Origin of the sequence: Bacillus cereus group sp. MG20 (genome assembly GCF_040459885.1) — a bacterium.
In the GTDB taxonomy this organism is placed as follows: domain Bacteria; phylum Bacillota; class Bacilli; order Bacillales; family Bacillaceae_G; genus Bacillus_A; species Bacillus_A cereus.
In genome coordinates, this window is record NZ_JARVHF010000001.1 from 178,705 (window position 1) to 192,181 (window position 13,477).

Sequence of the window (13,477 nt, forward strand, 5' to 3'; positions counted from 1 at the left end):
TGTACATACTCCTTTTATAATGAAAAAATTTCAAGTAACCATTAAATATTTATAGGCATTTACTATAAGAAAGATCCGTAATTTATTGAAGGAGGAACGATTCAAATGCATCCTCATTGGAATCCAAATATAAATCAACAGTATGTGTATTCCCCCCATCCTGTAAGGAATACATTGCATCATGATTCACAATATATGATGCAGCGCATCGCTAACCTTGAAAGTCAGTTAGCTAAATTAATCTCATTAATCGAAGAAAATAATCAATTAATTAAATCCATGGAACAACAGCAAAACCAAGTTTGTGCACCAGCTGGAGGTTCTGTTATCGTTCGTATGTAAACTGGATGCAATAAAAAACACACTTTGTAGTATAAAAGTGTGTTTTTTGGTCATTATTTTCTTTTCGTATGGAACCCTTGTGTAATTCGGTCTAATATAATTGCGATTACTACGATAGCTAATCCAGCTTCAAATCCCATTCCGATATTAACTTGTGTTACCGAGCGATATACATCAACTCCAAGTCCAGGAGCTCCTACAAGTGACGCTGTTACAACCATCGATAACGAAAGCATAATACTTTGGTTCACACCAGCCATAATCGTTCCGGTAGCAAGTGGTAATTGTACTTTAAATAGTTTTTGTGATGCAGTGGATCCAAATGCATTCGCTGCTTCAATTAAATCTTCTGGAACTTGTCTAATTCCTAAGTCAGTAAAACGAATTGTCGGTGGCATTGCAAAGATTACTGATGCAATAATTCCAGGTACTACACCTACTCCGAAAAATGTGATCGCTGGAATAAGGTATACGAATGCAGGCATTGTTTGCATAAAATCTAATGTTGGTTTTAAAAATTTTGAGAAACGTTCATTTTGAGATGCTAATATACCAATTGGAATTCCGACAATAATTGAAATAATAACTGACGTAAGTACGAGTGCCAATGTTTGCATCGTTTGTGCCCAGTAGTTAATATTCAAAATAAATAATAATCCAATAAGCGTAAAAATGACTAAAGATGGTTTTCTCGTTGTGTACCAAATGAGGAAACATAAGATAATAATCATCAATATAGCAGGTATTATTGTTAAAAAATTAGTGAGTAAATCAACGAATCCACCAATAATATAAGAGAATCCTCGGAATAAGCCTTCAAAGTGCTCATATAAACTTGCAACAAATGAGTCGACCCATTCCCCTAATGGAATACGCGGTATACTATTCATCGTCTTTCACCTCTTCCTCAATGTTTCCTGCAAGAGCTTGAATGACACTTTCACGTTTAATAATTCCTCTTAGCCTTTTCTTCTCATCGATTACTGGTAACGGATATTTCATCTCCGCCATTTTTGCATACGTCTCTTCCAGTAAAGTATCTAAATACACATGCGGAATATCATTAAGTAATAAATCAGCAATCGGCCACTGTTTTTGTACTGCCTTACTCGCATCATCCGCAGTTAATATACCTAAAAATTCATACTTTTTGTTTACAACATATACAGTTGAAACACCAGCATTCCTCATAATTTGAAGGGCTACACGAGGTCCACGATCAATTAATAAAGTTTCTGGTCGTTTTAAAATAGACTCCGCCGTAATTACTTTTCCTAAATTCACGTCCGCAACAAACTTTTCTACAAATTCATTAGCGGGGCTCATCATAATTTCTTCTGGCGTTCCAATTTGAACGATTTCTCCATCTTTCATTAATGCGATACGATCTCCAATTCGAAGCGCTTCATCTAAATCATGCGTAATAAATATAATCGTTTTTTCCATTTTATCTTGCAACTCTAACAATTCATCTTGCATTTCTTTTCGAATAAGTGGATCTAATGCACTGAATGACTCGTCCATTAGTAATACATCTGGATTATTCGTTAGTGCCCTGGCGATTCCAACGCGCTGCTGCATACCGCCACTAAGTTGACTTGGATAATTATCTTTATGATGATCGAGTCCTACTAACTGTAGCGATTCTAACGCTTTTTTCTCTCGCTCTTCAACTGGAACTCCTTGTATTTCTAAACCATATGCAACATTTTGTATAACTGTACGATGCGGAAATAGAGCGAATTTCTGAAATACCATACTCATTTTCGTTCTTCTTACTCTCCGTAACTCTTCTTTTCCCATCGTTGCGATGTCTTCACCATCTATGTATATATGACCTGCAGTTGGTTTAATCAATTGATTTAACATACGAACTAGTGTAGATTTCCCGCTACCAGACAAACCCATAATAACGAAAATTTCTCCAGAGTATACTTCAAACGTTGCTTTTTTCACCCCAACGTTCATTCCTGTCTCTTTTAAAATTTCCGATTTACTTTTTCCTTCTTTTAATAAGGAAAGGGCTCTTTGCGGATGTTTCCCGAATACTTTTGTTACGTTTTCAACACGCACCTTTGTATTATCCATGTCACTACTCCTTTTCTACCCATCTATTCACATAGTGTTGCGATTTTACAAAGAAATATTACATAAAAATGACATTCATAAGATTTCTTTAAAATTCTCGTTTCCGTTCATAATAAGAATGCTTACTTATACATTTATTTTATAAGGCAAACGTTACTTAGGAGGTTTTCGATGCGAAAGAAAATTTGGTTTATATGCCTTGCATTATTTATTACTATGATTTTCACTTCATGTAATGCAACAAATGCAAATTCGAAAGGAAAAATTAAACTTGGTGTAACAAGTTGGAAAGAAAATATTGCAACTGCAAACATGTGGAAAGTTTTATTAGAAGAAAAAGGCTACAAAGTTGAGCTTATGTATTTAGAAAAAGCCGCAATTTGGACTGGTGTTGCTCGTGGCGATGTTGATGCGAATTTAGAAGTATGGCTACCAGTTACAGATAAACCGCTAAACGATCGTTATAAAGATGATATTGTCTTAAAATCAAAATGGTACGAAGGTACTGGACTAGGTTTAGTCGTCCCTTCTTATATGAAAAACATAAACAGTATCGAAGATTTAAATGCTCATAAAGATGAACTAGATAATAAAATTGTCGGTATCGAACCCGGTAGTAGTCTTATGAATTTAACGAATAAAGCAATGAAAGAATATGATATAAAACTAAAACTTGTCCAATCCTCTGAAGCTGCGATGATGAGTGAACTAAAGAAAGCATATACAAAAAAGAAACCAATCGCTGTTACGCTTTGGAATCCGCATTGGGGTTTTTCAGAATTTGACTTGAAATATTTAAAAGACCCTAAGAAAGTATATGGTGAAAAAGATGACATTTATTACTCCGTTCGTAAAGGTTTCGAAAAAGATCACCCAGATGTTATAAAATACTTTGATAAATGGAAAATGAACGATGAACAGCTCGGTACGTTAATGGTCATGTTAAATAAAACAAAAGATCCTGAAGAAGCTGCGCGAAAATGGATTAAAAAAAATCAAGCATTAGTTGATGAATGGGTAAAGGATTAATAAAAAGGCTAGAGAATTAATATGTCCTCTAGCCTTTTTCATCTTATTTTTTCGTAACAACATCGTCTACAATCCCATATTCCTTCGCTTCTTCTGCAGTCATAAAATAATCTCTTTCTGTATCATGTGCTACTCTTTCAATCGGTTGGCCTGTTTTTTCTGCAATCATTTTATTAATATCATGCTTTAACTTTAATATTCTTTTCGCAGTTATTTCAATTTCTGTTGCTTGCCCTTGTGCACCACCAAGCGGCTGATGAATCATAATTTCACTGTTAGGGAGCGCAAACCGTTTTCCTTTTGCTCCAGATAATAATAGCAATGCACCAAATGATGCCGCAAAGCCCATGCACAGCGTTTGCACATCTGGTTTAATTAAATTCATCGTATCTAATATTGCAAAACCTGCTGTCGTTGAACCGCCGGGGCTATTGATGTATAAGAATATATCTTTCTCTGCATCTTCTGCTTCTAAAAATAATAATTGAGCTACGACACTACTCGCTACTTGATCATTAATTTCTGAACCGATAATAATAATGCGGTCTTTTAATAACCTTGAATATATATCATAGGAACGTTCTCCTAATTTTGTTTGTTCTACTACATATGGAATTGCATTCATTTTAAATCCCTCCAATACTTGTTATGCTGCGCAAAGCATACAACTGTAGGAAGAAGGTTGTTTCACATTAAATAATAAGACTGGCTGTTTAGATGGTAACTTAGTAAAATCTATTGACGGAAGCAGTTTCGTTAATAATTCCGGTCTCTCTTCTCGAATAGACGTTACTACAACTTCCATATCATCTGTGAATTCGACTATCTCGACCCCTTCTTCACTTACAGTTTTCAGCCTATTTCTACTCCGAAATAAAGAAGCTTTCACTGCACCTTCTGATACAGAACACACTTTAGCAATATCAGCGATACTATATTGAAAAACATCTTTTAATAATAAAATTGCGGATTGCTGTACATTTAATGAAGACAATACTTTCCCTACCATTTCATGCAAATCTGCAATGTTCTCATGTGGTTCTTCAAAAGTGATTTGTTCTCTTATTTTTTCATGAACAGACTTAGACTTCATCTGATCTAACCAACGATTTCTTGCTATTTTATAGACGAGTGTCATACAAATATCTTTATTTCTATATTTTTGAAGCACTTTACACACTGTTTCTTGGGCGAGATCTTCCCCATCCCATTTGTTTTTCGTTAAAAAAGTACAATATCTTTTTAACTCTCCATATTGTTCAATTAAAAAGTTTATATTTGAATGATTCATATCGATACGGTTCTTTAAAACATGAGTTACTTTTGTGCACAAAATAACCACTCCTTTTCAGCGCTTACTTAATAAACGATTCAACATAAAAAAAAGTTACGGGGATATAAAAAAATAATGTTTATGTTCAATAATTCGCGGTCATAAATATGTTATGTACAATTTTACGTGAGGAGGAACAAATTTGCCAAAATTAACAATTGAAGGTGCGGGAACATTTGATGTAAAAGAAGGAACGAAGTTAGTATTAGCAATTGAAGATAGCGGTGTCAACATTCTTCATCGTTGTGGCGGGAATGCACGTTGCACAACTTGTAGAGTAGAAATACTAGCAGGTGATTTCTGTGAAGCGAGTGCGAATGAGAAACATGCAATGACGGAAAAAGGGATTGAAGATCATTTACGATTATCTTGTCAAATGCGTGTACATAAAGATATAGTCGTTCGTCCGGTACTTACAGTTGAAAATTCAGGTCTTGATGCTGGACCGCGTCCGGCGGAGTAAAGCGATGAATTTAAAACAGCTCGCTGGCGAATATGCCGCTAACTTTGTAAATGATGGCATGAAGATTGGGCTTGGTACAGGTTCTACTGTATATTGGACAATACAAAAATTAGGTGAGCGTGTAAAAGAAGGATTATCATTTCAAGCTGTACCGACATCAAAGGAAACTGAAGCATTAGCACAGCAACTAAATATCCCCCTAATTTCGTTAAACGACGTACAAAGTCTTGATCTTACAATTGATGGAGCGGATGAAATTGATTCAAATTTACAACTTATAAAAGGCGGTGGCGGTGCATTACTTCGTGAAAAAATCGTTGCCTCTTCCTCTAAAGAACTAATTATCATTGCTGATGAATCGAAACTTGTAACACATTTAGGTACTTTTCCATTACCTATTGAAATCATCCCTTTTTCATGGAAACAAACCGAAAATAAAATTCAGTCTTTAGGGTGTCAAACAACATTACGTTTGAAAAATAATGAAACCTATATAACCGATAACAATAACATGATTATCGATTGTATATTCCCTAATTATATTTCTAGTCCTGCCCATTTACACACTCAATTAAAAATGATTACTGGTGTAGTTGAAACAGGGTTGTTTATAAGTATGACGAGTAAAGTAATTATCGGCGCTAAAAATGGGATAAAGGAATTGTAATAAAAGCTAACTTTTTAAAGTTGGCTTTTTAGTATGTTCTTCTCTTAATAGCGCTTTATTATGATATACTATGAAAACACAAGCTGATTACACTAGAAAGGACTGAACATTTTGCAATCCAAACTTATAACAGAACTTGCTGATTTAGAAACTGCCTTTCATATTCGAAAAGAAGTATTTGTAAAAGAACAAGGTGTCCCTCTTGCAGAGGAATTTGATACATTCGATGAAATCGGAGAGCAATGTAAACATATTTTAGTTTATTATAATGAGCTTCCTGTAGGCACAGGGCGTATACGATTTGTTGATGGTGTCGGAAAATTAGAACGTATTTGTATTTTAAAAGATTATCGTACATACGGATTAGGTAAAGTCATCATTCAAACGTTAGAAGAACTTGCTCGTAACGAACAAGCTACAAAAGTGAAACTACACGGGCAAACACAAGCTGAAGGATTTTATAAAAAATTAGGTTATGAAACTTCTTCTGATATATTTATGGAAGATGGCATTCCGCATATACTTATGACGAAAATGTTATCATAATAAAAAGGGTAGTGTATGAATCTTATGTATTCATACACTACCCTTTATTATTAATAGAAAAGTGAATTCTCAAGATTCTCTTTTGAAATCAAAGCCCATCATCTCTTAGTTCATATCTAGGTAAAGCTTACACTGTTTTCCATAATGATAATGCATAAATCCAGTTCGGATCACCATTTCCTTGATAACTCTGGACTGCTTCATATACTTTTCCTTCGTGTAGAACTCTATCTCCCTTTTTATATGCTTTTTTTGCATCCCACGCTTCATATGAAGCGCTTTCGGTTTTTGTAGTAATTGTGAATATATCACTCTGTACGGATTCATTTCCAGCTACATCAACAGCTTTTACTACATATTTATAAGTAGTATTAGCGAGCAGATTTTTATCCATATAAGAAGTTGTATTGGATGTTGCAATCTTTTTCATTGATCCTTCTGTTTCTCTATAAATATCGTAATGGTCTACACCAATATTATCGTCAGATGGACTCCACATTAAATCCACACTTGACGCTGTCGTTCCCATACTATGTAATCCTTTTGGTTGTGTTGGTGCTTCTGTATCAGGAATCTCAACTGTTGTTTTTACTGTAAGCGCTGTACTTTCCTTCGATACATTGCCAGCTGCGTCAATTGCTTTTACAGTATAAGAGTATTCTGTGCTTGGTTGTAATTTCTTATCAATAAAATGAGTGCCTATTACTGTATCAATCATCTCTCCGTTACGGAAGATTTGATATCCTTTTACCCCTACATTATCCGTAGAAGCGTTCCATGTTAGTTCTACACTATTCGCTGTTACTTTTTGCGTCTGAAGTCCATTTGGAATACTTGGCGCTTCTATGTCTGGTTTCACATCATTAATAAGATTAACATCAATTACATTATAGAATGCATTTGCTGTATCAGCTACATCCCATACTGCTAAAATCACATGATATCCACTACGATCAGTAGGTACATTGATTTTATGAGTTAAATTATTTGAAGCTGCAGAACCATCATGTTGTACAGTTCCAATTGGTTCGAAATCTGCTCTTGTTAGCGATTTATTTGGATTCCATCCTTTTTTAGTAATATAGTAATGCCACTTACTCGTTAAGTGAGGCGCAGTATACTTCCAAGTAAATGTATTTTCCCCACCAGTGATTGTATTTTTAAACCAACGATTTGCTGTTTGTTGATCTAAAATACCACCAAATTTTCCGCCTGCTGAAGCAATTTGTCCATCTACTGGACCACCTTGTGGGAACCCTTTTGAAGCTTCTAAACTTTGTGGTTCATACATAACACTTCCACAGTTTACATTTAGCGCACCATAAGTTGGACTACATAAAGCGGATCGGCTACTAGGCTTTTCAACAAAACCGTGCGCATAAGCATTTTGAGGAATAAGTGTCGTACTAATAATTCCAGCTGTTAATACTACAGCTCCTAAACTTTTTTTGTTCATTTTCATATTTTGTAGTTGTTTTAAAAATCGATTATTCATGTTCATGTCTCCTTCTTGTTATACTTTGTAGTGGAATGTGGGCTTTGATGTAAAAGAATAACAAGAGACAAACTTGTACCGATGTATGTGTTAATTATACATACACCGCAGTGAAATTATATTTTTCTTGTGAAATATTTCACTTTATGAATATATCATGACATAGAAATTACCTGAGTATGTGCAGAAGTTGTGCAGAAACAGTGAAATTATTACTAACATGTAAAACTAAGTCCTAACATTTTAAAATACAATTTGAATATATTTATCTATCATCTTTACTTCATAATTAACAATACATTTAACTGGTTAACTTTTATTCTTATACTTATATCTCTCAGTGCCTTATTTTTAACCATACTAGATATTAAAAATAAGAATTATAAAGTTAAATAAAAAGCATCCTATTTAGATGCTTTTCTAATGTATAATTTCATTTTTTTCACTGACCTACAAATATAAAAATTTCATCAACAGCTTCCTTATATCCACCTGATTTTTGGAAAGATTCCTTCAAATTCAAAGCAACTTCTTTAAATGAACGATTATTTAATACTATTTCTACACTTTCACTTAGTTGATCCACAGTTAATCCTTGCATTTGTAATTTTACTCCTGCTCCAAGACTCTCCACTTGCTTTGCGACTACTGGCTGATCTGCACTTTGCGGTATTACAACGAGCGGAACCCCGTTATACAGTCCTTCATGCGCACTGTTCATCCCGCCGTGTGTAATAAATAGTTTCGTATATGTAAGCAGCTCAGTTTGGGGTACATAGTTTTTCACAATGAAGTTTTTAGGGATTTCGCCTAAATCACTTATTTTTGTTTTATTACCAATAGACATAACAATTGTATGCTCACTATTCTCAAAGGCCTTCATACACAGTTTATAAAAGTCAATCGCTTCATTAAAAACAGTACCTAATGAAATATAAATCGGACTTTTTTCTTCAATTGAAGTAAAATAAACGTCTCTGTTTTTCATTTGTGCAGAGATAGATGGTCCTACAAATTTATATGTTTCATCAAACGTATCACCAAAAGGCTGGAACTCCTTAATTGTATACACAATAGTAAGGGGTGCAGGATTACAGAAAACTTCATACGATGATTTTATTTCAACACCATATTTTTCAGCAATTCCCTTCGTTAAGTTTTGAAAATCATTCTGTATTTTATCATGAATTTCTACTGGGATATTTTTTGACAGATGACCTAACATTTGCTCAAAAGATTTTTCATCCTGCGCAAAAGATGTACATGAATTTATGGATGGCAATTTAAGAATTTGAGCAATTAAGTGCCCACAGCCAAACATAGAATCATGAATTATGTAATCAAAATGTTCACCTTCAATTTGTTCTAGAACGCTAGGTATTACAATATCCGCTGTATGTAGAAGGCCATTTATTCTTTCCTGCAAATAATTTCTGCCTCCAGATAGAAACGCTTTTATAAATTTTTGATCATCAATCGTTCGTACAGTAGCACCTGTCTTCTCAATCCGCTCCCTGAAAGCTTCTATTGAAAAATAAACGACCTCTTCACCACGAGAAATCAATTCATCTACAACTTGTAAAGTTGGATTTATATGTCCTTCTGATCCAGCATTAATAAATAAAACACGCGCCATAATAAACACTCCTTACGTTAAATCATTTCTATGTTGGCAAGAGTACGGATTCTCTCCATACTCTTTTCCTAGCTGTTCGTATCATGTTCCTACTAAATTGACCTAGCGAGTCTAAAACCGAGATCATCTATATGAAATGTAGGATGGCTTCGACGACGACAAGTAGCGCCGCAACCTCTCGCTGCTTCAGCCCAACTACCTCCACGAAAAATGCGGTATGTTCCGTATACTTTTTCATCATACAAATCATAGCACCATTCCCAAACGTTCCCTAACATATCATAGAGTCCCCATGCATTCGGTTCCTTTTGGCCAACGTCATGAATATGTCCATTTGAATTTTCATTATACCATGCTATATCATGAAGTTTCCCGTATGTATATCCGGTTGTACCTGCTTTACATGCATATTGCCACTCTGCCTCAGATGGCAATCGGTAGCCATTTGAATCTAACTTACATCTAACAATTTGACCACCATCACTAATAGAATAATATTCTTTTAATCCCGCTTTTTTTGAAAGTACATTACAAAACGCAATGGCATCTTTCCATGAAATATTTACAACTGGTTTATGATTATTTTCAAAATTATTTAATGTACTATTTGTAATAGCATCATATAGTTCCGTTGTTACAGCATACTTTGCAAGAAGAAATGGTTGAATTTGTACTAGCCATTCTTTTTTTATTCGATCATCTCTTAATACTACCTCTCCAGCTGGAATATTGACCATTAATGAATCGATTAGTTGAATTAAATCGTTAGTCATTTTCTATTCCTCCAAACGTTCATTTTATATGAACTTATAGTCATATACTCATTACAAAATACAATTTTCAAAATGCGTTAAATTTTTCATAATAAAAAACGATTAGTTTTATTAAACTAATCGGTAAGATCTACAAAGAATTGTTTTGTTACATTCTATTATTATATGTGCTCTAAAAATTTCCGAACCTCATTTGGAGATTTTAAAACAATAACCTTTTTCTCTTCGGGAAATTGCTCTAACCCTTTTAAAATTGTAGGTCGTTTAGCATTAGGATATTCCCATATCCATTTAAAAAATTGCAAATCAAATCTTTCTTCACATCCCGCGCCCATATCTGGTCTTGTTTTATTTCGGTATTTTACAATTCTTTTAAAAGCCCTATAAACACAAATTGTTCTATGAATATCAAGGAAGATAATTGTATCAGCTGCATTCAGTCTTATATCCATCGTCCCGCCATAATTCCCATCAATAATCCATTTCTCATCTTTAATTAAGTTATTTTGAACTGTTATTTGTTCTTCTCTCGGAACACCTTCCCAATTCGGTTTCCAAAATAATGCATCAAGATGATGCACCTTAATATTTAATTTATTCCCTAACTGCCTTGCTAATGTAGATTTTCCTGAACCACCAGAACCAATTAATATTATTTTTTTCATAAAGGGCTCCTTTTTAAAATCGATTATTTCCTCCGTAACATAAACTCACAAAGTATTCCCACTCCAACACCAATTGTATAAGCCACTAAATCACTCCACAAAAAACCGTATCCCAACACGAGTCCGCCTAAAGTCGTTGCACGAATGCTATCTATCCACTTCGCATGATACAATTGGCTCACTTCAATCCCGTAGCAAAACATTAAACTAATAAAAGCCAACTTCTTCGTCTCTGTTTTAGGAAACAAAAATCCAAAGCCAGTGAAAATCATTAATGCCCATAAAGCATCGCCTAAGTAATTATTTAATAGATGTGGTAGTGCAAAAGAAAACTTTCTTGAGCTAAGACCTAAAATAATAACAACTATAGTAAATAGTGCATATAATACTCTATTTCGTTTCGTATTCATTTTAAAGTCTCCTAATATGTAATGTAAAACTGTAAATAGCTAGTAAAACAAAGTTATTTTACTAGCTATTTATTAATTGCTTTTATGATAAGAAAATGTGGATTCATATTTAAATAATAATATGATTTTTCGTCTACTTCTTTCATCTTTTCAACTGCCTTCGGTTCCACTATCTCTTCTAATACAAAATAATTTGTAGTTTCATTTATTATGTCTTGTAGTGACCTTCTGAAAAATTCGACTTCAATTGTAATGTTCGGTTTAACCCAAGTATCTATTAATAGCTGTTTTTCAAAATAACTTTCACATGGAAACTTTGTGAAATCCATAAAAGGATGATGGATAGAATATATAAGTTCTCCACCCGGCTTCAATACGCGACGAAATTCTTGAAATACTTGATTCCAATTTTCTAAGTAATGAAGAGTTAACGAACTTACAATCACATCATACGTATTATTTTCAAATGGCAATGTTTCTTGCAGATCATGACAAAGGAACGTTGCTTCTTCTCCTATATTTTCTTTTGCTGCTTTTACCATTTCAGGACTTACGTCAATTGCTGTAACATTTGCTCCTCTTCCTATGAATTGAGAAGTATACCATCCAGCTGCACATCCAGCATCTAGTATCTTTTTTCCTTCTAGTTCCTTTGAAATAAGCTCCATCATCGCCGGTCTTTCATAATAACTGTTATATGGATTTGCGAAATCTAGATTTTCTTTATATGTACTCGCTAATTTATCATACGTATCTTTAATCGAATCTTTCATTACACACACTCCTAATGCATTTTAATTCATTAACTCCTGCTGCTTTTTCTTTGAAAATGATTGTAGTACTAAATCATACGACCAATCAATCATTTTATTTATTTGCTCCTGTTCTATACCCTTATGAATATAAACGGTATTCCAATGTTTTTTATTCATATGATAGCCTGGAATAATTGTTTCTGGATAATCTTCTCTTATTCTTAATGCGACTTCTGGATCACACTTCAATGTAATCGCAGCTTTTTCACCTTCTTCATGATTTACTATCGCAAATATTTTATTATTAAGCCTCATACATGTTGCACTCCAACCATCTGGAGAATCTTCTGTCGCTTTTCTTTTCGATAAACAGTACGCTCTTGTTGCATTCATTTTAATTGGCACCTCTTATTCTTTCCCTGTTTGATTACGATGCATCACAATTTGCTTCGTTGTTTGAAATTGTTGCTCACCATAAAACTTTATTAGCTTCTCTCCGCAAAATAGACTAACAATATCAATATGAGATATTTCTCGAAGTAATATTGTTAGCATCTTCTCTCCAATACCTTTATTTCTTACACTCTCATGTACGACAACATCTTCAATGTATGCTCGAAAAACACCATCAGAAAGGACTCTAGCAAATCCAACTAATTCATTTTCTTCCCATACTCCAATGGCTATGCTATTCTTTAATATTTTTTCAATATCGACTTCTTTTCTTTCTGGCCACCAACCGACAGAATCATAAAGTTTTTTTATTTTTTCTGCACAGATTGGTTGTTCTTGTTGCAATTTATACGTGTACATATTCTTTCTCCCATCAAACAGTATACATAATATTATTATAATCTCTTTTCAAAAAAGTGCTGACTATGACCTTTCGGGTGATCTTCAACAATACCATACTCCCTGTAACCGTGCTTTTTATAAAATTCTGGTGCTTGAAAACTAAATGAATCTAGCAATATTAATCTACACCCTTTTTCCTTCGCAATACCTTCAATTTCATGTAAAAGTTGGCTGCCATAACCGTCATGACGAACTGATTCATCAACCCATAAAAAGTCGATATGAAGGTGATAAAAATACATCGTACCTGTTACGCCCCCAAAAATTTTTCCTTCTTCATTTTTTACTACGAGGCGTACTTCTTCCATCGTCTGTCTTGCCTCATCTGTTAAGATGGACATATTATATTGAATAACTTTATTTTTAATATATTCTCCTTCAGTGCGTGTACCGTTCTTTATATGTTTCATTTATATTGCT

The 13,477-nt window shown here is 34.0% G+C and carries 18 protein-coding genes; 5 read left to right on the plus strand and 13 right to left on the minus strand.

Annotated elements, in window-relative coordinates:
• The first annotated feature begins 105 nt into the window (after positions 1 to 105).
• Positions 106 to 342 carry a hypothetical protein gene (locus tag QCI81_RS00960; protein ID WP_071732121.1) on the plus strand — a complete coding sequence of 79 codons (237 nt, stop codon included), beginning with the start codon at positions 106 to 108 and terminating at the stop codon, positions 340 to 342.
• Positions 343 to 395: 53 nt separating this feature from the next.
• Here the strand turns inward: QCI81_RS00960 and QCI81_RS00965 are convergent, their stop codons facing one another.
• Entirely contained in the window at positions 396 to 1,232 is an 837-nt protein-coding gene (locus tag QCI81_RS00965) for an ABC transporter permease (RefSeq protein WP_016081306.1), read from the minus strand.
• A complete protein-coding gene (locus QCI81_RS00970; RefSeq protein WP_000370606.1) occupies positions 1,225 to 2,430 on the minus strand; it encodes a quaternary amine ABC transporter ATP-binding protein in 1,206 nt (401 codons plus the stop codon). Before QCI81_RS00970 ends, QCI81_RS00965 begins: the two co-directional genes overlap by 8 nt.
• A 171-nt stretch (positions 2,431 to 2,601) precedes the next feature.
• Between QCI81_RS00970 and QCI81_RS00975 the strand changes: the two genes are divergently transcribed.
• Entirely contained in the window at positions 2,602 to 3,459 is an 858-nt protein-coding gene (locus QCI81_RS00975) for a glycine betaine ABC transporter substrate-binding protein (RefSeq protein ID WP_001227615.1), read from the plus strand.
• Between the two features lie 43 nt (positions 3,460 to 3,502).
• Here the strand turns inward: QCI81_RS00975 and clpP are convergent, their stop codons facing one another.
• The gene (clpP, locus tag QCI81_RS00980; RefSeq protein ID WP_000991612.1) at positions 3,503 to 4,084 is read right to left on the minus strand and encodes an ATP-dependent Clp endopeptidase proteolytic subunit ClpP; all 582 of its coding nucleotides are present in this window, start codon (positions 4,082 to 4,084) and stop codon (positions 3,503 to 3,505) included.
• Positions 4,085 to 4,105: 21 nt separating this feature from the next.
• A complete protein-coding gene (locus tag QCI81_RS00985) occupies positions 4,106 to 4,792 on the minus strand; it encodes an RNA polymerase subunit sigma-70 (RefSeq protein ID WP_000337521.1) in 687 nt (228 codons plus the stop codon).
• Positions 4,793 to 4,934: 142 nt separating this feature from the next.
• On the opposite strand from QCI81_RS00985, the gene QCI81_RS00990 reads away from it, so the two are divergent.
• From QCI81_RS00990 to QCI81_RS01000, 3 genes are all read left to right on the plus strand, one after another.
• Positions 4,935 to 5,255 (plus strand): 2Fe-2S iron-sulfur cluster-binding protein, encoded by a 321-nt coding sequence (locus tag QCI81_RS00990; protein ID WP_001125388.1) that lies wholly within the window; start codon positions 4,935 to 4,937, stop codon positions 5,253 to 5,255.
• Between the two features lie 4 nt (positions 5,256 to 5,259).
• Positions 5,260 to 5,922 carry a ribose 5-phosphate isomerase A gene (gene rpiA, locus QCI81_RS00995; protein ID WP_078993750.1) on the plus strand — a complete coding sequence of 221 codons (663 nt, stop codon included), beginning with the start codon at positions 5,260 to 5,262 and terminating at the stop codon, positions 5,920 to 5,922.
• 111 nt (positions 5,923 to 6,033) lie between these two features.
• Positions 6,034 to 6,468, plus strand: a complete 435-nt coding sequence (locus tag QCI81_RS01000) for a GNAT family N-acetyltransferase (protein WP_071732119.1) — start codon at positions 6,034 to 6,036, stop codon at positions 6,466 to 6,468.
• A gap of 127 nt (positions 6,469 to 6,595) precedes the next feature.
• Here the strand turns inward: QCI81_RS01000 and QCI81_RS01005 are convergent, their stop codons facing one another.
• The 9 genes from QCI81_RS01005 to QCI81_RS01045 form a co-directional block, all read right to left on the minus strand.
• Positions 6,596 to 7,963, minus strand: coding sequence for a lytic polysaccharide monooxygenase (locus QCI81_RS01005; protein WP_071732118.1), 1,368 nt, complete (start codon positions 7,961 to 7,963; stop codon positions 6,596 to 6,598).
• 442 nt (positions 7,964 to 8,405) lie between these two features.
• Positions 8,406 to 9,599: a macrolide family glycosyltransferase gene (locus QCI81_RS01010; protein ID WP_071732117.1), complete on the minus strand. Its 1,194-nt coding sequence runs from the start codon at positions 9,597 to 9,599 to the stop codon at positions 8,406 to 8,408.
• Between the two features lie 92 nt (positions 9,600 to 9,691).
• Positions 9,692 to 10,372, minus strand: coding sequence for a formylglycine-generating enzyme family protein (locus QCI81_RS01015; protein WP_071732116.1), 681 nt, complete (start codon positions 10,370 to 10,372; stop codon positions 9,692 to 9,694).
• Between the two features lie 161 nt (positions 10,373 to 10,533).
• On the minus strand, positions 10,534 to 11,037 hold the full coding sequence (locus QCI81_RS01020; protein ID WP_071732115.1) for a DNA topology modulation protein: 504 nt from the start codon (positions 11,035 to 11,037) through the stop codon (positions 10,534 to 10,536).
• Between the two features lie 23 nt (positions 11,038 to 11,060).
• Positions 11,061 to 11,447: a ribosomal maturation YjgA family protein gene (locus QCI81_RS01025; RefSeq protein WP_065483986.1), complete on the minus strand. Its 387-nt coding sequence runs from the start codon at positions 11,445 to 11,447 to the stop codon at positions 11,061 to 11,063.
• A 65-nt stretch (positions 11,448 to 11,512) separates the two neighbouring features.
• Positions 11,513 to 12,220: a class I SAM-dependent methyltransferase gene (locus QCI81_RS01030; protein ID WP_071732114.1), complete on the minus strand. Its 708-nt coding sequence runs from the start codon at positions 12,218 to 12,220 to the stop codon at positions 11,513 to 11,515.
• Positions 12,221 to 12,241: 21 nt separating this feature from the next.
• On the minus strand, positions 12,242 to 12,595 hold the full coding sequence (locus tag QCI81_RS01035; RefSeq protein ID WP_000994624.1) for an MmcQ/YjbR family DNA-binding protein: 354 nt from the start codon (positions 12,593 to 12,595) through the stop codon (positions 12,242 to 12,244).
• Positions 12,596 to 12,610: 15 nt separating this feature from the next.
• A complete protein-coding gene (locus tag QCI81_RS01040; RefSeq protein ID WP_071732113.1) occupies positions 12,611 to 13,015 on the minus strand; it encodes a GNAT family N-acetyltransferase in 405 nt (134 codons plus the stop codon).
• A 35-nt stretch (positions 13,016 to 13,050) separates the two neighbouring features.
• Entirely contained in the window at positions 13,051 to 13,467 is a 417-nt protein-coding gene (locus QCI81_RS01045) for a GNAT family N-acetyltransferase (protein WP_000680536.1), read from the minus strand.
• Positions 13,468 to 13,477: the final 10 nt, after the last annotated feature.